17 protein-coding genes are annotated in these 15,800 nt (G+C 64.1%); 8 read left to right on the plus strand and 9 right to left on the minus strand.

Features of this window, described 5'->3' with window-relative positions:
• The first annotated feature begins 25 nt into the window (after positions 1 to 25).
• Positions 26 to 697 (plus strand): lipoyl(octanoyl) transferase LipB, encoded by a 672-nt coding sequence (gene lipB, locus BM173_RS05205; protein ID WP_090478022.1) that lies wholly within the window; start codon positions 26 to 28, stop codon positions 695 to 697.
• Positions 694 to 1,020: a hypothetical protein gene (locus tag BM173_RS14570; protein WP_090478025.1), complete on the plus strand. Its 327-nt coding sequence runs from the start codon at positions 694 to 696 to the stop codon at positions 1,018 to 1,020. The genes lipB and BM173_RS14570 overlap by 4 nt, the downstream gene beginning before the upstream one ends.
• Here the strand turns inward: BM173_RS14570 and BM173_RS05215 are convergent.
• Both BM173_RS05215 and BM173_RS05220 read right to left on the minus strand, forming a co-directional pair.
• Positions 1,017 to 1,892: an HpcH/HpaI aldolase/citrate lyase family protein gene (locus BM173_RS05215; RefSeq protein WP_090478028.1), complete on the minus strand. Its 876-nt coding sequence runs from the start codon at positions 1,890 to 1,892 to the stop codon at positions 1,017 to 1,019. The genes BM173_RS14570 and BM173_RS05215 overlap by 4 nt on opposite strands.
• 44 nt (positions 1,893 to 1,936) lie before the next feature.
• Positions 1,937 to 3,049 carry an alkene reductase gene (locus tag BM173_RS05220; RefSeq protein WP_090478031.1) on the minus strand — a complete coding sequence of 371 codons (1,113 nt, stop codon included), beginning with the start codon at positions 3,047 to 3,049 and terminating at the stop codon, positions 1,937 to 1,939.
• A 56-nt stretch (positions 3,050 to 3,105) separates the two neighbouring features.
• Here BM173_RS05220 and BM173_RS05225 point away from each other — a divergent pair, with 56 nt between their 5' ends.
• On the plus strand, positions 3,106 to 4,023 hold the full coding sequence (locus BM173_RS05225) for a DMT family transporter (RefSeq protein WP_090478037.1): 918 nt from the start codon (positions 3,106 to 3,108) through the stop codon (positions 4,021 to 4,023).
• Positions 4,024 to 4,026: 3 nt separating this feature from the next.
• Here the strand turns inward: BM173_RS05225 and BM173_RS05230 are convergent, their stop codons facing one another.
• From BM173_RS05230 to BM173_RS05250, 5 genes are all read right to left on the minus strand, one after another.
• Complete coding sequence (locus tag BM173_RS05230) at positions 4,027 to 5,343, minus strand: DUF2254 domain-containing protein (protein ID WP_090478040.1); 1,317 nt, start codon at positions 5,341 to 5,343, stop codon at positions 4,027 to 4,029.
• 34 nt (positions 5,344 to 5,377) lie between these two features.
• The gene (nadA, locus tag BM173_RS05235) at positions 5,378 to 6,364 is read right to left on the minus strand and encodes a quinolinate synthase NadA (RefSeq protein WP_090478042.1); all 987 of its coding nucleotides are present in this window, start codon (positions 6,362 to 6,364) and stop codon (positions 5,378 to 5,380) included.
• 74 nt (positions 6,365 to 6,438) lie between these two features.
• A complete protein-coding gene (locus tag BM173_RS05240) occupies positions 6,439 to 7,218 on the minus strand; it encodes a hypothetical protein (protein WP_090478552.1) in 780 nt (259 codons plus the stop codon).
• Between the two features lie 85 nt (positions 7,219 to 7,303).
• Positions 7,304 to 7,999 carry a DUF4230 domain-containing protein gene (locus BM173_RS05245; protein ID WP_090478045.1) on the minus strand — a complete coding sequence of 232 codons (696 nt, stop codon included), beginning with the start codon at positions 7,997 to 7,999 and terminating at the stop codon, positions 7,304 to 7,306.
• On the minus strand, positions 7,966 to 8,856 hold the full coding sequence (locus BM173_RS05250; protein WP_090478048.1) for an MBL fold metallo-hydrolase: 891 nt from the start codon (positions 8,854 to 8,856) through the stop codon (positions 7,966 to 7,968). The genes BM173_RS05245 and BM173_RS05250 overlap by 34 nt, the downstream gene beginning before the upstream one ends.
• 62 nt (positions 8,857 to 8,918) lie before the next feature.
• Here BM173_RS05250 and BM173_RS05255 point away from each other — a divergent pair, with 62 nt between their 5' ends.
• Positions 8,919 to 10,382, plus strand: coding sequence for a glycerol kinase (locus tag BM173_RS05255; protein WP_090478050.1), 1,464 nt, complete (start codon positions 8,919 to 8,921; stop codon positions 10,380 to 10,382).
• On the opposite strand, the gene BM173_RS05260 is transcribed toward BM173_RS05255, so the two are convergent.
• Positions 10,383 to 10,865 carry a DUF1465 family protein gene (locus BM173_RS05260; RefSeq protein WP_245755763.1) on the minus strand — a complete coding sequence of 161 codons (483 nt, stop codon included), beginning with the start codon at positions 10,863 to 10,865 and terminating at the stop codon, positions 10,383 to 10,385.
• Positions 10,866 to 10,921: 56 nt separating this feature from the next.
• Positions 10,922 to 11,131, minus strand: coding sequence for a YdcH family protein (locus BM173_RS05265; protein WP_090478056.1), 210 nt, complete (start codon positions 11,129 to 11,131; stop codon positions 10,922 to 10,924).
• A gap of 152 nt (positions 11,132 to 11,283) precedes the next feature.
• Between BM173_RS05265 and BM173_RS05270 the strand changes: the two genes are divergently transcribed.
• The 4 genes from BM173_RS05270 to BM173_RS05285 all read left to right on the plus strand — a co-directional run bounded on the left by BM173_RS05270 (position 11,284) and on the right by BM173_RS05285 (position 15,799).
• The gene (locus tag BM173_RS05270) at positions 11,284 to 11,439 is read left to right on the plus strand and encodes a DUF465 domain-containing protein (protein WP_090478058.1); all 156 of its coding nucleotides are present in this window, start codon (positions 11,284 to 11,286) and stop codon (positions 11,437 to 11,439) included.
• A gap of 82 nt (positions 11,440 to 11,521) precedes the next feature.
• Positions 11,522 to 13,792 carry a phosphoenolpyruvate--protein phosphotransferase gene (ptsP, locus tag BM173_RS05275; RefSeq protein WP_090478061.1) on the plus strand — a complete coding sequence of 757 codons (2,271 nt, stop codon included), beginning with the start codon at positions 11,522 to 11,524 and terminating at the stop codon, positions 13,790 to 13,792.
• Between the two features lie 138 nt (positions 13,793 to 13,930).
• Positions 13,931 to 14,779: a helix-turn-helix domain-containing protein gene (locus tag BM173_RS05280; RefSeq protein ID WP_090478064.1), complete on the plus strand. Its 849-nt coding sequence runs from the start codon at positions 13,931 to 13,933 to the stop codon at positions 14,777 to 14,779.
• A gap of 156 nt (positions 14,780 to 14,935) precedes the next feature.
• Positions 14,936 to 15,799 (plus strand): tetratricopeptide repeat protein, encoded by an 864-nt coding sequence (locus tag BM173_RS05285; RefSeq protein WP_245755787.1) that lies wholly within the window; start codon positions 14,936 to 14,938, stop codon positions 15,797 to 15,799.
• The last annotated feature ends 1 nt before the right edge of the window (position 15,800 follow it).

The following is a 15,800-nucleotide window of genomic DNA, read 5'->3' on the forward strand; positions in this document are numbered from 1 at the left end:
CAGCGGGCATTGCCACGCAATCACGATGGACGATTTGCTCACCGATAGCGTCGAATGGCGTGCCGAAAAGGCGCGGGTTCCCTATCGCGAAGCGCTCGAGCAGATGGAGGCCCGCAACCGGGCGATTGCCGAGGGCGAAGCGCCCGAGCTGGTGTGGATGCTCGAGCACCCGCCGGTCTACACCGCCGGTACCAGTGCCGACGGTGCGGAATTGCTCGACCCGAGGTTCGAAGTGGTCGAGGCGGGGCGCGGCGGCCGCTATACCTACCACGGACCCGGCCAGCGGATCGGCTACATCATGCTCGACCTGAAGGAACGCGGACGCGACGTGCGCTGCTTCGTCCATTCGGTGGAAGGCTGGGTGATCGCGACGCTGGGCGATCTGGGTGTCGAATGCTGGCGCTCCGAAGGGCGTATCGGCATCTGGACCCGCGATGTGGACGGTCGTGAAGCCAAGATCGGCGCCATCGGCGTGCGGGTCAGGCGGTGGGTCACGATGCACGGCTTTTCGGTCAACCTCGATCCCGACCTTTCGCATTTCACGGGCATCGTGCCGTGCGGGATCGACGAATTCGGCGTGACAAGCATGGCACGGCTGGGCCATGCCACAACGCCAGAGGCGTTCGATGAAGCGCTCAGGCAGCGGGCCGGCGACTTCCTCGCCGCGCTGTCGGGAAAGGAATGTGCGTTGCCATGAAGCGGATCGGGATCATTGTTGCTGGCGCGGTGCTGCTTGCGGCCTGCCAGGACGAGGCGAGCGAGGTTGCAACTTCAGACGAGGGCCAGACCGCGGAAGGCGAAGTTCTGGGCGGCACCATCAGCGACGACATGCTTCCGCTTGCCACGCGCACTTCGCAGCCTCCGGCATTGCAGCAACAATCATCCAACGAGAGTGCGACGCCTTCTTCCGGGTCCGCACCGGCTCAGCCCGAAGAGCAAAGCGATCAGGAAGCGCCCGCTGCAGAACCGGCAGAGCCTGCAGGGGAGGCACCCGCCGCCGAGGCGGACGACGAGGCTTAAGCTTCTCCGAGCAGGGCCTTGGCCCGGGCGAGTTCGGCCTGCCCGACATAGCGCCCGCGAAACGGCATGACCTCCGCTCCGGGATTTAGGGAGAAAAGCCCGATAAGTTCGCGCGCTTCTGCGGTTTCATCGGCCGAAGGTGCGAAATTCCTGTTGATCGCGTCGACCTGTGAAGGGTGCATCGCAACCATTCCCGTGAACCCGTCCGCGCGGGCTGCCTTGATAGCGCGCTCTGCACCTTCTGCATCGCGATGGTCGCGGAAACCGGCCTCGATCGCCTGAAGGCCTCGTGCATGAGCGGCAAGCAGGACTTGTGCGCGCACATGGGCGAGCGGATCGATCCACAACCCGCCGGGCCCGCGCATCCTGCGCGCTCCGATGGAGCGTGCGAGAGCCGCGGCGTCCCAGCCGTAACCCACGATGCGGGCATGGAGCTCGTTCGCGAATGCAGCGAGGTTGAGGGCTGCGAGCGGCGTCCCGCCGAGTTCGGGCACGATGCGGATCGAATTGCTGCGCAGTCCGGCCTTGGCTTCGCCTTCGTAGAGCATGGCAGCGAATTGCTGGATATCCTCGCTGCCGGAACACCCGGCCAGGACGATCCCATCAGGTGCACCCTCCAGCGCTGCATCGAGGTCGTCGCGCCACTGCGGGCTCGAGACGGGACCTACGCGCGCCCAGCGTTCGAAGCGGCGGGCGGCAACCAGTTGCTCGCGGTGCGAGACGAGCCAGTCGCGCGCTGCGAGGCGGCTGTGCTGCTTCGCGTCGGCATTTCCGGCGCGGGCCAGGTCCACGACGACGACGTCTGCGCCGCTGCCTGCAACCTGGCCCAAGGCCTTCTCCTTGTCCGCCGGGACCTGGATCCACGAGCGCATATGCAACCCTCCTTAGCGTGCGACACGCGCCGGGACGGTGCGAATCACTTGGCCGCAGTGTGCTCCTGTTTGGTTAGCATGGGGTAATCAATGTATCCCTCAGGTCCCGGAAGGTACCAGCTTTGCGGAACGTTTACATTGGGTTGCAGGTCTGCGCCCAGGCGGAAACGCTCCGGCAGGTCGGGGTTGGAGATGAAGTCGCGCCCCCAGCTGACGGCATCGCAACGACCCGCTTCGATGTCGGTCACCGCATCTTCGGGGGAGTAATCGCTGTTGAGCACCAGGGGTCCCGAATAGATCTGGCGGATCAGCGGGCTTTGCTTGGGCACGTCGGTGCTTCCGAAAGTGCCTTCCGGTCCCGGCTCGCGCAGTTCGAGAAAGGCGAGGCCGAGTTCTTCGACCACCTTCGCGGCGGCACCGAAAGTTGCGGGCGGATTGCTGTCGTCACACCCTTGCGTCTCGCCGTTGGGCGACAAGCGCACGCCGACGCGGTCGGCGCCCCATACGTCGATGAGGGCAGTCAGCACTTCGCGCAGGAAACGCGTGCGGTTCTGCGGGCTGCCGCCGTACTCGTCATCGCGCTGGTTGGTGCTGTCGCGCAGGAATTGGTCGACCAGATAGCCGTTCGCTCCGTGCAGCTGGACGCCGTCGAACCCGGCCTTTTTCGCATTCTCGGCGGCGTGGCGATAATCTTCTACAACTCGGGCGATCTCGTCCGTGCCGAGCGCGCGGGCAGGCTGGTAATCCTTGCGGCCCTCGAACGTGTGGGCATGGCCGGGAGCGCAGGTGGCGCTGGCCGAGACCGGCGGTTCGCCGCCGAGGAAATCGGGATGGACGAGGCGGCCCATATGCCACAGTTGGAGGACGATCTTTCCGCCTTCCTCGTGCACGGCCTGTGTCACGGGCTTCCAGCCTTCGACCTGTTCATCGCTCCAGATGCCGGGAGCGGCGGGCCACCCCAGGCCTTCCACGCTGATGCCGGTGGCTTCCGAAATGATCAGGCCTGCCCCTGCGCGCTGGCGGTAATAGGTCGCCATCATCTCATTCGGGATCGAGCCGGGCTGCGTCGAACGGCCGCGGGTGAGCGGGGCCATGTAGACGCGGTTCTTCGTTTCGATCGCGCCGAGAGCGAGCGGTTCGAACAGCTTTGCATGCATGTGGGACAAGTCCTTTTTTGCTGACTTCCTTGTGACAGGAGAGCTAGGGGGCCGGGATGAGCGAAACAAGCGCCCCGGCCGACAAGAATGGCTTTCAGCCCGGCGCGTGGCACTTCGTCGCTCTTCTTGCCGGCAACTTCGCGCTTGCCCTCGGTCCTTGGCTGGTGAGGCTGGCGGACACGGGGCCCGTCTCGTCGGCCTTCTGGAGATTGCTGCTGCCGATCCCCCTTCTTGCGCTGCTCGCCTGGCGCACAAGGTCACCCGAACCGCTCGACAAGCGGCTGGCGCTGCTTGCCGTGGCGGCCGGTGTGTTCTTCGCCCTCGACCTTGCCAGCTGGCACGTCGGGATCGAGCGCACGCGGCTCGGCAATGCGGTTCTGTTCGGGAATTCCGGCAGCGTGATCCTGATGATCTGGGGGCTGATTGCCCTGCGCCGTGCGCCATCCGGGCGCGAGTTTTCGGGGGTGGCCATGGCTTTGCTGGGCGCGGCGATCCTCTTGGGGCGCAGCCTAGAAATTTCGCAGGAGAGCTTCGTCGGCGACCTATTCTGCCTTGCTGCGGGCCTGTTCTATGCCTTCTACCTCTTGCCTGCACAGCGCGCGAGAACGGCGCTCGGGCAATGGAGCGTGCTCTTGCTGGTCTCGCTGGCCGCATCGCCGATCCTGCTCTCCATCGCAGTGGCGAGCGGAGAGCCGATCTGGCCGGGCGCGGCAGGCTGGCAGCCGGTTATCCTGCTGGCATTGTCGAGCCAGGTCATCGGGCAGGGCCTTCTCGTCTTCTCGCTGCGCCATTTCCCGCCGCTGATCATCGGCATGGCGCTGCTGCTGCAGCCGGCCATTGGCGCGACGATCGGCTGGGCGGTCTTCGGAGAAATGCTCACCCTGCTGGACATCGCAGGCATGGCGCTGGTCGGGACCGCGCTGGTCATCGCCCGCAGTGCGGCAGGCAAGGTCAAGGTCCCCCGGACGCGCTGAGCGTCACCAGAAGGTGCGGTTGAATTCGCTGTGGTGCTGTTGGAAACGCTCCAGGTCCGGGCCGGCAAGGCTCAGCTTCACCTGTTCCGCCAGCTTGTCCGCCTCGGCCTTGAGGCTGGCCTGGCGCTCTTCGTGCTTGAGCGGAGTGGCCGCATTGGCGAGCGTGTCCAGCATGACCTCGGCTGCAATCGGCGAGGTCGCCACGGCACTGCGGATCGCGCCGAACCCGCGCTTTACGTAGTGATCGAATCCGTCGGGGGCAGGGATCACGGGGCAGTCCTCGGCGTCTTCGCCGCACACGTCCTTGCGCAGGTCCCGGCGTCCGACTTCTGCCGTCGCCGCGCCAAGCCAGTGTAGCGCCGTAATCGCGGTAAAAGGATCGTTGATCCCGGGCGAGAGCGCGCGCAGGCCGATTTCCACCAGTTCGTCGATCAGGAATTGGGGGTCCTGTTCAGGCGTACGTGTGGCGCCGAGCGTGAAACACTCGCGAACGCGCTCTTCGATCTTTTCCGGTTTGCATCCCTTGATGCACATGAGTTCCATTTCGCGGTGGACGAAGTCGCCCGTCCGCACGACCAGCGAGAAAGTGCAGCCGCACTCCCGCGCGATTTTTTCGAGATCCTCGAAATCGATGAGCTGAAGATAGCCGGTGTCCCAGGCGGTAATCGGATCGCCTCCTTCGGGTTCGCGCGCATCGGCGAACTCATCCTCGACCGGATATGTCTCGCGGATGGCATCGAGCAGGCGGCTGCCGATCCCTTCGAGCACCTTGTTGATACGAATGCTGGACGGGATGTGGTTGAGGAAGAAAACCAGCACCGCAACGCACAGGCCGAGCAGGACGTAGGCGACGAGCAGCGAAAGTTGCGGAGTGAAACCGGGCAGCGCGGTGGTCGTCGCATCGCTGATCGTGGCGGGCGTCTCGTCTTCGGCGCGAACGGCGCGAAGGACCAGGAGGGAATAGACGAAGCTGCCGATAAAGGTCGCAAGGCTCAGCTGGTTGCCGCGATCTTCCATGAAGTTCGTCAGCAGCCGCGGCCCGTAATTGCCGCTGGCATAGGCGACCGCCGCGATCGTGATCGAGAATACCGTCGAGGCGACACCGATCATGCTGCCGGCCATGACCGTCAGCATGTCCGCCGCGCCCTTGGGCCGGGCGGGGACGAGCCAGTTCACGTCATTGAGGAATTCGGCGAAACCGGAGCGATCCAGCCACACCATCGCAAAGGCCAGAAGCGCGGCCAGGATCGAGAACAGCGCCGGGTAGAACCAGTAGTTGGCGTTCAGGCGCGCCCAGAAAAAGCGGATTTCAGCGGTCATGCAGGGCTAAACGCGCATGACCGCTCTCGGTGCCTCAGACTTTGCTCAGATCGCCCTTGCCGATGGTCCCGCTGGCCATTTCGAGCATCTTGTCGAGGCTTTGCTTGGCCTTGAGGCGCAGCCCTTCCTCGATTTCGATGCGCGGTTCGAGATCGCGCAGGCAGGCGTACATCTTCTCCATGGTGTTTAGCGCCATGTAGGGGCAGATATTGCAGCTGCAGTTGCCGTCCGCACCCGGGGCGCCGATGAAATTCTTCTCGGGCAGGGCTTTTTCCATCTGGTGGATGATGTGCGGTTCGGTCGCGACGATCAGCGTGTCGCCTTCGAATGTCTTGGCGAATTGCAGGATGCCGCTGGTCGAGCCGACGTAATCGGCATGGTCGATTATCGTCGGCGGGCATTCGGGGTGCGCAGCGACAGGCGCATCGGGCTGCTGGGCCTTCAATTTGAGCAGTTCGGTCTCGCTGAAAGCCTCGTGCACGATGCAGACACCCGGCCACAGCAGCATTTCGCGGTTGAACTTGCGGCTCATGTAGCCGCCAAGGTGACGGTCGGGGCCGAAGATGATCTTCTGGTCTTCGGGGATCTGGCTGATGATCGTTTCCGCGCTGGAGCTGGTGACGATCACGTCCGACAGGGCCTTCACCTCGGTCGAGCAGTTGATGTAGGTAAGCGCGATGTGGTCCGGATGGGCTTCGCGGAAAGCCTTGAACTTTTCGGGCGGGCAGCTGTCTTCGAGGCTGCACCCGGCGTCCATGTCGGGGAGGACAACGATCTTTTCTGGGCTGAGGATCTTGGCCGTGTCGGCCATGAACTTCACGCCGCAGAACACGATGACGTCGGCATCGGTTTCCGCTGCCTTGCGCGACAATTCCAGGCTGTCGCCCACGAAATCGGCGATGTCCTGGATATCCGCGGTCTGGTAATAATGCGCCAGGATGATCGCGTTCTTCTCCTTGCGGAGGCGATCGATTTCGCTGAGCAGGTCTTCCCCGGTCGGCAGGCTGGTTTCGGCAGTCATAATCTGTCCCGTCTGATGCGTTTGATGCGCTTATAGACAGAATGGCTGGCGAGGCGAGGGGGTTCCGCGAACCGCTACATTGTGAAGCCGGGCGGGAGGAACGCTTCCATCGGGCGTTCGGCCCCGGGCGTTCCGGCGACGACCCAATCCGTAATCGCATATCCTACAGGCGAATAGGCGATCAGCATCGAAACCACGAAGACGCCGGCGTAAATGCCGAGGCCCCACCAATAGGCCGGGTGGACATGCCCGAGTTTGCGCTTGTCGGCGATCATGCCGATCACGGGAAAGATCATCGTGACGATGGTGGTGATGGTCCACGCATTGGGAATCATCAAGGGCAGGGGGAGCAGGCGTCCGACGCCCGGCCCCAGCAGGATGGCCATGGAACACAGCATCAACCGCCGGTGCCAGCCGGTGTAGCGCTGGCGTCGCAAGGCCCAGAAGGCGAGGAAGCCGAAGCACCAGACCAGCGCGAAATTGCTGATGAGGAATTCGTTCACGTCGAAGAAGAACGGGCCGCCGGTCCGCTGCGCAACGACGACCATGATCAGGGATCCGGCCGCGACCATGAGCGGGACGAGGAAGTAGGCGAGTTTGCCCAGCTTGCGGTGCAGCGCCCAATTGCCCGAAGAGGCGGTGAAATGCTGGGCGAGGTAGAGCCCGATCCAAGACATGAAGATGATGCCATGGACGTGATAGGCCCAGGGCACGTTGAAGCTGGACCGGCCCATCGCGAGGTTGAGCGAAAAGCCTGCGACGATAATCGTCGACATGACGACAGCCATGATGGTGAAAAAGCGGGTATTGCCCCGGTCCGCAGTCGTATTCGGTTGAGCGGCAGTGGATGCCATCGTCGTTCCCTCCCCCAAGTTCACGCGACCAGTCTTGTTTTTCGTTATGGCCTCAAAAGCTATCGGGGGAGCGAAGACCCGTCAATTAGTCCTGCGGCGTTTCCCCATCGAAACGCACATTGACTGTTATGTCCTCATAGCCCGCGACTTGTAGCGGGATGGCGAGGTTCTGACGCACCGCCTCTTTGGCAGCGCTGCGGGCCATGGCGATGACCTGGGGGTTCTTGGCAAACTCCGCCGCCTTGCGTTCGGCCTGGCGCGAATTGTTGCGGGCGAGATCGCTGCTCGCGTCGCGGCTGACGTAAGTGCCCTCGGTGAAGGTGGTCTGCGATCCTTCGTCGAGATTGGGGCGCGAAATCTTGAGCGCGGGCAGGATCACGTCGAGCGTGTCGCTGGCCTCATCCCATTCGAAGCGATCGCGATCCATGCGCGAAAGGTCGAGGCGATATTCGACCGTCGCCGGAATGACTGCCGCCTGCCTGCTTTCGAGGAGGTCGACGCCCAGGACACCGCGCTTGTCGACGCTCTCCGCCACGACTTCGAAGCGCGACGAGAACACGGTCAGCGAATTCTGCTTTTCGAACGCGAGCATGGCGCTGGCGACCGGATCGCCTTCTTCCTGGTGGAAGAACGCGCGCCAGCCGAGCCATGCGCAGGCGGCAATGAGGAGGATGACGATGAGCCACGGAACCGCCTGCACCCGCGCGAGCGATTGCTCCTTGCGCGGCGTCGCCACGGTGCCGGTTTCTAGGGTGTCTGCGTGCTTGGTTTTGTTTGCCATACCTCTCCAGAACGCTGGACAAGTCCACGGCGTTCCAGATCGATGAGGTGGGCGGTAACCGACATCTTCGCCGCCCCATGCAGGCGTGCATCGAGGCCCTTGTACATCCTGGGCACGAAGTCTTTCGCTTCCAGCGGGCCTTCCTGCAAATGGCGCAGGATCTGGTTCTCGCGCTGGCGGCGGTGGCCGATCATCCCGCGAACCATCTGGCGCGGCTTTTCGATCGCCTCGCCATGCGCAGGATAATAGACCCTGTCCTCGCGGGCGTAGAGCTTTTCTAAGCTGGCCATGTAATCGGCCATGTCCCCGTCGGGCGGCACGACGACGCTGGTGGACCAGCCCATCACGTGATCGCCGGTGAACAGCGCGCCGCTTTCCTCCAGCGCGAAGCACAGGTGGTTCGACACGTGGCCGGGCGTCGCCACTGCGCGCAAGGTCCAGCCGGGGCCGGTCATCGCCTCTCCATCGGCCAGCACGCGGTCGGGTTCGTAAGTCCGGTCGAACGATGCGTCGGCGCGCGGACCGCTGTCGTCGAGCACGAGCGGGGCGCATCCGACGATGGGCGCACCTGTGCGCGCGGCAAGGGGGCGGGCGGCAGGCGAATGGTCGCGGTGCGTGTGGGTGCACATGATCGCGCAGACGTGCTCGTCACCGATCGCCGCATCGAGCGCAAGGAGGTGTTCGGGATCGTCCGGACCCGGGTCGACCACCGCACAGCCGCCGCCGATGCCCACGACGTAGGACTGCGTGCCCGTATAGGTATAGGGCGAGGGGTTGGGGGCCAGCACGCGCCGCACCAGCGGTTCGAGCTGCTGCGCTTCGCCCGTGGGCCATGGTTTGGGAGGAGGGCCTGCCATGGGGTTGCATATGGGGGAGGTGGCGGTTCATGTCACCACCTGCCGGTGAAGAGGGAGAAATCATGGCCGAGCGTATTCTTGTTCTCGACGCGGGAACGACGTCCACCAGGGCGATGGTCTTCGACAGGCAGGGCGGGCTGGAGGCGGTATGCCAGGCCGAACTGACGCAGCACTATCCGCGCCCCGGCTGGGTGGAACACGATGCGGCGGAAATCTGGGAAAAGACGCTTGGCTGCATGCGCGAAGCGGTGGGCGATGATGCGGGTCGTATCGCCGCCATCGGTATTACCAACCAGCGCGAGACGGTCGTCGCCTGGGACCGGAACACTGGCGAACCCCTGGCGCGCGCAATCGTGTGGCAGGATCGCCGGACCTCCGGTTTCTGCGCTAAGCTCAAGGATGAAGGGCACGAACCGTCGGTCCAGCAGCGCACCGGCCTGCTGCTCGATCCGTATTTTTCTGGCACGAAGATGCGCTGGATGCTCGACAATGACGAGGCGGTGAAAGCCGCGCACGACAACGGCACGCTCGCCTTCGGCACGGTGGAGAGCTGGCTGGTCTTCAAGCTGTCGGGCGGGACGCATATTTCCGATGCCAGCAACGCCAGCCGGACGCTGCTTCTCGCACTCGATGGCGAGCAATTCGACGAGGATTTGTGCAAGCTGTTCGGCGTTCCGCGCGAAAGCCTGCCGCGGGTTGTCGATACGCATGGCGAACTTGCCGTCGCGACGGAAGAGTGGCTGGGGCAGGCTGTCCCCATCACCGGTCTCGTGGGAGACCAGCAGTCGGCAACCATCGGGCAGAGCTGCCTCTCGTTCGGCGAAACCAAGGCGACCTACGGGACGGGGGCCTTCGTCCTCACCAACAAGGGCAGCGACATTCCCCGCTCGGACCACCGGCTTCTCGGCACGGTCCTGCACCAGTCGGACGGGCAGCGGACCTATGCGATCGAGGGTGCCTGTTTCGTTGCCGGCAGTCTTATCAAGTACTTGCGCGACGAGCTGGGCCTCATCGAGAGCGCCGCGCAGACGGAAGAACTGGCACGGTCCATCGAGGACAGCGGCGAAGTGGTGATCGTGCCTGCGCTTGCCGGACTTGGCGCGCCGCACTGGATGCCCGAAGCGCGCGGCGTCATCTCGGGTCTCAGTTTCGCCAGCGGCAAGGCGCAGATCGCGCGCGCTGCGCTGGAGGCCATGGCGCACCAGACACATGACCTTGCGCAGGCATTCGCCGCCGATGGGGCGCCCTGGGCGAGCCTCAGGATCGACGGCGGGATGAGCGCCAACGACTGGATGGCGCAGGATCTCGCCGACATTCTCGATATCGAGGTCGAGCGGCCGGAATTCGTGGAGACAACTGCGCTTGGTGCAGCGGTCTGTGCGGCCGTCGGGGCGGGGCTATATCCCTCGCTCGACGCGGCCGCGGCGCAGATGCGCGGCAAGGCCGATACCTTCACGCCGTCGATGGATGCGGACGTGCGCGAAGCCCGTCTAGCGCGCTACGCCAAGGCGCTGTCGGCTGCCTGATCAGGCGGCGCCGAACGCGTCGGCAATACGGCCCCGGAGACTGCCGACCGGATCGTCATTCGCCGCGTCGCGCGAACGTTGTTCACGGTCGAGCCGGGCCACACGGCCATGCAGGCGCTCGGTGTCGCGGATCAGGGAACGCACCTTGAGCGGAAGCCGCGCCATGTTGCGCGGGTCGGAGGGGCGCTCTTCGCCGAGCGTGCCGTGCTTCTTCAACTGCTCGCGGCTCAATTCACCGGAAAAATAGGCGCGCTGGTTGAGCAGCCAGGCCAGGGAATTCATTACCCGCGTCGTCGTGCGCAGGCCTTCGATCGACATCGCGATCCGGACTTCATTGGCTTCCAGGACCGGGTCCTGCGCATCGCTCAGGTCGAAGGCGGTCCGCGCCTCGTCCGCCAGAAGCAGCGCTTCGGCGTAGAGTTCTTCGACGATCTGCTGGGTTATGGCTGTGGATGCGATCATGTGTCCGGGCCGATAGAGCAATACGCGCCCGTTTGCCAACGCGGTGGCGGGCTTGTCCCGCTAAGAGACGCGCGCGTTCAGGCGATGATATCGGGAATGAGATTGTCCTCGATCACCGATATCCGGTCTTTCAGGATCAGCTTGCGCTTCTTCAGGCGCGCGATCTGGAGCTGGTCGGTAAAGCCGCCCTGGTCGCCCGCTTCGGTCAGCGCGGCGATCGCGACATCGAGGTCGCGATGCTCGCTACGCAGCATTTCCAGGCGTTTGCGCAGCTCTTGTTCGTTCACGGTCGTCTTCCCAAAATCTCGGCCTGTCGCATGACCCTAAGGCGGGGCTTTGTAAATTCACAATAGTATGATTTGATAATCGGTCTGCGGCTCGTTCCGCAATGGCACGAGTCGCTTCTAATGGGTCGCAAGCTCACGAAGGAGACAACCCGATGCACTCATCCCATGTCGACGCACTGAAGGCCAAGCACGCCGGGCTCGAAGCTCGCCTGCACGATGAACAGACCCGCCCGGCGCCCGACATTGCGATGATCCAGAAGATCAAGAAGCAGAAGCTTCTGATCAAGGAAGAACTGGCCGCCAATTAAGAGGCCCGCATCGAAGGCGGGGCATGGCCTTGTGCCAGCGTCCCGCTTTCGCAACCCACCAATTTTGCTATAGCTGCGAGCCATGTCAGCAGTTGCATCCGCTCGCCAGATTCTAACGCGCCTTCACGAAGTTATGGCCGGGCGCACGCACGCCCAGCACAAACTCGATCGCGTGGTCGAAATCATCGCCGATGCGCTGTCGAGCGAAGTGTGCTCGATCTACCTCCTGCGCGAAGGGGCACTCGAACTCTACGCCACTCGCGGCCTTAACCCCGAAGCGGTCCACGTCACCCGCATGGGCATCGGCGAAGGGCTGACGGGCACGATCGCCCAGAACATCGAAACGCTGAACCTTGCGGAGGCCAAGGCGCACCCGGACTTCCTCTATCGCCCTGAAACGGGGGAGGAAAAGTTCCATTCCTTCGCCGGCGTGCCCATCGTCTACCGCGAGCGCGCGGTCGGCGTGCTGTGCGTCCAGCACATGGATCCGCGCAAGTACGAGGACGTCGAGATCGAGGCCCTGCAGACCACCGCCATGGTCCTGTCTGAGCTTATCGCCCACAAGGAACTGGTCGATGACGAGGCCGACCTGGACTTTGGCGAACCGTCGACCGAAATGGAGATTTTCGACGGCCTTACCCTGGTGAAAGGCCTCGCGGCCGGCGTCGCGGTCTTCCACCAGCCCCGCATCGAGATCGACCAGGTCATGGCGGAAGACGTCGAGGCCGAACGCCAGCGGGTCTACCGCGCCTTCGACAAGATGCGCGACCAGATCGATGCGATGGGCAAGGAGCCGGAATTCGGCAAGGGCGGCGAGCATGTGGAGGTTCTCGAGACCTACAAGATGTTCGCCTATGACGAAGGGTGGAGCCGCCGGATCAACGAAGCGATCGACAGTGGACTGACCGCGGAAGCCGCGATCGAACGCGTCCAGCAGCGCACCCGGATGCGCATGCGCGAAATCGACGATCCGCTGCTGGCGGACCGGATGCACGATCTGGAAGACCTGTCGAACCGCTTGCTGCGCATCGTGTCCGGCCAGCTCGGGACCGCTGCTTCGCAAGGCCTGAGGCGCGATACCATCCTGATCGCCCGCAATCTCGGCCCTGCCGAACTGCTCGAATACGATCGGCGCCGGCTGAAGGGCGTGGTGCTGGAGGAAGGCTCGCTTACCGCCCATGTCGTGATCGTCGCGCGGGCGATGGGTATCCCGGTGCTGGGGCGCGTACCCGGCTTCCGGTCGCGCGTGAGCGAAGGCGACGAGATCCTGGTCGATGCGGACAAGGGCACGGTCACCCTTCGCCCTTCGCAAACCATGCTCGATGCGTTCGAAGCGCGATTTGCGCGCAACCGCGAAAAGCAGGCGACGTATGCCGAATTGCGCGATGTCGAACCTTTCACCCGCGACGGCACCCGCGTCACGGTGATGATCAATGCAGGCTTGCGCGACGATGTGAGCGCGCTGCAATTGACCGGGGCCGACGGCATCGGCCTATTCCGGACAGAGTTCCAGTTCCTCGTCTCTTCGACGCTTCCCCAGCGCGAGCGGCAGATGCGGCTCTATCGCGACGTCCTCGATGCGGCGGACGGCAAGAAGGTCATCTTCCGCACCGTCGATATCGGCGGCGACAAGGCAGTGCCCTATCTCGACAACAACACTGCCGAGCGGGACGAGAACCCGGCCATGGGCTGGCGAGCCCTGCGCCTGTCGCTGGAACGCGAAGGGTTGCTGAAGGCGCAGGCCCGCGCCTTGCTGGAAGCGGCTGCGGGACGGCAGCTTTCGGTCATGTTCCCGATGGTCAGCGAACCGTGGGAATTCGATGCGGCCAAGGCGATCTTCGAAGAGCAAGCCGATTTCCTTCGCCAGCGACGCCGCCACATGCCGGAAAGCATCGAATATGGCTGCATGCTCGAGGTGCCTTCGCTGGCCGAGGTGCTCGACCTGCTCCTGCCGAAGGTTTCGTTCATTTCTGTCGGCACAAACGACCTCACCCAGTTCCTGTTCGCAGCGGACCGGGCCAACCCCAAGCTGGCCGAACGCTATGACTGGCTCAGCCCTGCGATCCTGCGCTTCATGGACCGGATCGCGAAGAACATGGTCGGCTCCAAGGTCCGCTTGGCGGTGTGCGGGGAAATGGGCGGCAGGCGGTTGGAGGCATTGGCCCTGATGGGGCTGGGCTTTACGCGTTTCTCGATCACGCCCGCAGCGGTCGGCCCGATCAAGGAACTGGTGCGCAAGGTCTATCTGCCCGACCTGTCGGCACAGATGCAGCGCTGGTTGCTCAACCCTCCGGCGGATATGCGGGCCGAGCTTACCCAGTGGGCGGCGGACAACGACATCGACCTCGACTGATTTCGTCGCGCAGCGCGCGCGGCTCGTCCCCAAGGCGTGATCGCGGCCCGATCAATGCTTGACAGGAAGGCCTCCGATCCCATTCTGGCGTCAACGGGAGCGGGAACACCCGCCGGGCACTAATCATTCGGGAATCGCATGGAAGAAGACGGCATCGTCGAAGAGGAGAGCGCGCGCATGGACCGCGTGGGTGACAGACTGCGCGCTGCGCGCGAGGCAAAAGGCCTCGAGCTTGAGCAGGTCGCGGCGGAGACCCGCATTCCTCAACGCCACCTTGAATCGATCGAGGCGGGCGACTTTGCGTCCCTGCCATCGCGCACCTATGCCATCGGGTTCAGCCGCACCTATGCGCGCACGCTGGACCTCGACGAACGCGAAGTGCTCGACCAGGTGCGTGCCGAGCTTGCCGAGCACCGCGGCAATGTTGATGCCACTCCTGCGAAATTCGAGCCGGGCGATCCGGCACGTGTGCCGGGACGCGGGCTTGCGTGGTTCGCCGTGTTTGCGGCAATTCTCCTCATGGGCGGAATCTACGCTTTTTACCGCAGCTATTTTGCGCCCGGCCTGGGGCCCGCGCCGCTGCAGGATCCCGAAGAACAGTTTGCCGCTGCCGACAATCCGCAGGCGAGCGAGCCTGCTCCGGTGGCGCAGCCGACCGGTGGTCCGGTCGTCTTCACCAGCGAAATGGACGAGACATGGGTCAAGTTCTACGACGCCAGCGGTGAACGCCTCTACGAAGCGCAGATGAATGCCGGCGACACCTATACCGTTCCCGCCGATGCGGAGGGTCCGCAGATATGGACCGGCCGCCCCTATGCGCTGGCGATCACGATCGGCGGACGTTCGGTGCCCAAACTGTCCGAAGAGGACGAGGTGGTGCGCGACGTTCCGGTCACAGCCGAGGCCTTGCTGGCCCGCCCGGCGCCCGAAGAAGCTGCCGATGCCGCTCCCGAACCGCCTGCCGGAGCGGCAACGCCTGCAACCTGATCGCGGCGGAAAACCCGCTTCATCCCCTCGACAGTTTCGCGGGGGTAGGGCTAGATTCATAGTGATTTCGAATTGAGGAGAACGGGCGTGACATCGACCCGCATTGCACGTGGTTTCGGACTTGGCGCTATTGCCGTTGCACTGGTGGCGACTTCCATGCCGGCTGCGGCACAGGACGATTCCCAGACGCGCATTCGCAAGCTGGAAGCCGAAGTCCGGGCCTTGCAGCGCAAGGTCTTCCCGGGCGGGGACGGACGCTATTTCGAGCCCGAGATTTCCGGACAGCCCGCCGCTCGCCCGAGCGTGAGCACGACGACTTCGACGACTGCCGTTACCGATATCCTCGCCCGCCTCGATGCGCTCGAAAGCCAGCTTCAGCGCCTGACCGCCCAGTACGAGGTCGGCGGCAATGCCATGCGCCTGCTCGAAGAGCGGATCGAAGCGCTTGAGGCGGCCAATGCTCCGGCCCCTTCCCCTGCGCCTGCGGCCACCACGCCTTCCAGCACGGCGTCGACTACGCGGCCTGCGGCAACGTCGACACCCACGCCGACGCCCACTCCGACACCCGCTGCACAGCCCAGCGCAGAGCGTGTTGCGGCAGTCCAGGCGATCGCCAAGCCGCAGACTGACGATGCGGCAGATGACGAATATTCCTACGGTTTCCGCCTGTGGGACGCGGGCTTCTTCCCCGAAGCGCAGCAGCAGCTGACCCTGTTCGTGGAACGCTATCCCAGCCACTGGCGCGCGACCTATGGCCGCAACCTGCTGGGCCGCGCATATCTGGACGATGGCAAACCGAACGATGCGGCTCCCTGGTTCCTGCGGAACTACCAGGCCGACAAGAACGCGCCGCGTGCAGGTGACAGCCTGCTCTATCTCGCCGAGGCGATGATTGCCCTCGACGATACGAAGCGCGCCTGCATCGCATTGGCCGAATTCGGCGAGACCTATCCTGCGCTGGCCGCAGGACGCTTGCAGAGCCAGTACGAACGCAATCTCGGCCGAGTGACCTGCAGCTGAC

It is taken from the genome of Qipengyuania nanhaisediminis (assembly GCF_900115585.1).
Lineage (GTDB): Bacteria > Pseudomonadota > Alphaproteobacteria > Sphingomonadales > Sphingomonadaceae > Qipengyuania > Qipengyuania nanhaisediminis.

What these genes read in the sequence shown, in the direction of transcription:
- BM173_RS05240 (WP_090478552.1), bottom strand. Translation starts at nt 7,218, where the DNA reads ATGGCATCCACTGCCGCTCAACCGAATACGACTGCGGACCGGGGCAAT.
- BM173_RS05280 (WP_090478064.1), top strand. Translation starts at nt 13,931, where the DNA reads ATGGAAGAAGACGGCATCGTCGAAGAGGAGAGCGCGCGCATGGACCGC.
- ptsP (WP_090478061.1), top strand. Translation starts at nt 11,522, where the DNA reads ATGTCAGCAGTTGCATCCGCTCGCCAGATTCTAACGCGCCTTCACGAA.
- BM173_RS05220 (WP_090478031.1), bottom strand. Translation starts at nt 3,049, where the DNA reads ATGCATGCAAAGCTGTTCGAACCGCTCGCTCTCGGCGCGATCGAAACG.
- BM173_RS05250 (WP_090478048.1), bottom strand. Translation starts at nt 8,856, where the DNA reads ATGGCAGGCCCTCCTCCCAAACCATGGCCCACGGGCGAAGCGCAGCAG.
- BM173_RS14570 (WP_090478025.1), top strand. Translation starts at nt 694, where the DNA reads ATGAAGCGGATCGGGATCATTGTTGCTGGCGCGGTGCTGCTTGCGGCC.
- BM173_RS05285 (WP_245755787.1), top strand. Translation starts at nt 14,936, where the DNA reads ATGCCGGCTGCGGCACAGGACGATTCCCAGACGCGCATTCGCAAGCTG.
- BM173_RS05270 (WP_090478058.1), top strand. Translation starts at nt 11,284, where the DNA reads ATGCACTCATCCCATGTCGACGCACTGAAGGCCAAGCACGCCGGGCTC.
- BM173_RS05255 (WP_090478050.1), top strand. Translation starts at nt 8,919, where the DNA reads ATGGCCGAGCGTATTCTTGTTCTCGACGCGGGAACGACGTCCACCAGG.
- BM173_RS05230 (WP_090478040.1), bottom strand. Translation starts at nt 5,343, where the DNA reads ATGACCGCTGAAATCCGCTTTTTCTGGGCGCGCCTGAACGCCAACTAC.
- lipB (WP_090478022.1), top strand. Translation starts at nt 26, where the DNA reads ATGGACGATTTGCTCACCGATAGCGTCGAATGGCGTGCCGAAAAGGCG.
- BM173_RS05215 (WP_090478028.1), bottom strand. Translation starts at nt 1,892, where the DNA reads ATGCGCTCGTGGATCCAGGTCCCGGCGGACAAGGAGAAGGCCTTGGGC.
- BM173_RS05225 (WP_090478037.1), top strand. Translation starts at nt 3,106, where the DNA reads ATGAGCGAAACAAGCGCCCCGGCCGACAAGAATGGCTTTCAGCCCGGC.
- nadA (WP_090478042.1), bottom strand. Translation starts at nt 6,364, where the DNA reads ATGACTGCCGAAACCAGCCTGCCGACCGGGGAAGACCTGCTCAGCGAA.
- BM173_RS05245 (WP_090478045.1), bottom strand. Translation starts at nt 7,999, where the DNA reads ATGGCAAACAAAACCAAGCACGCAGACACCCTAGAAACCGGCACCGTG.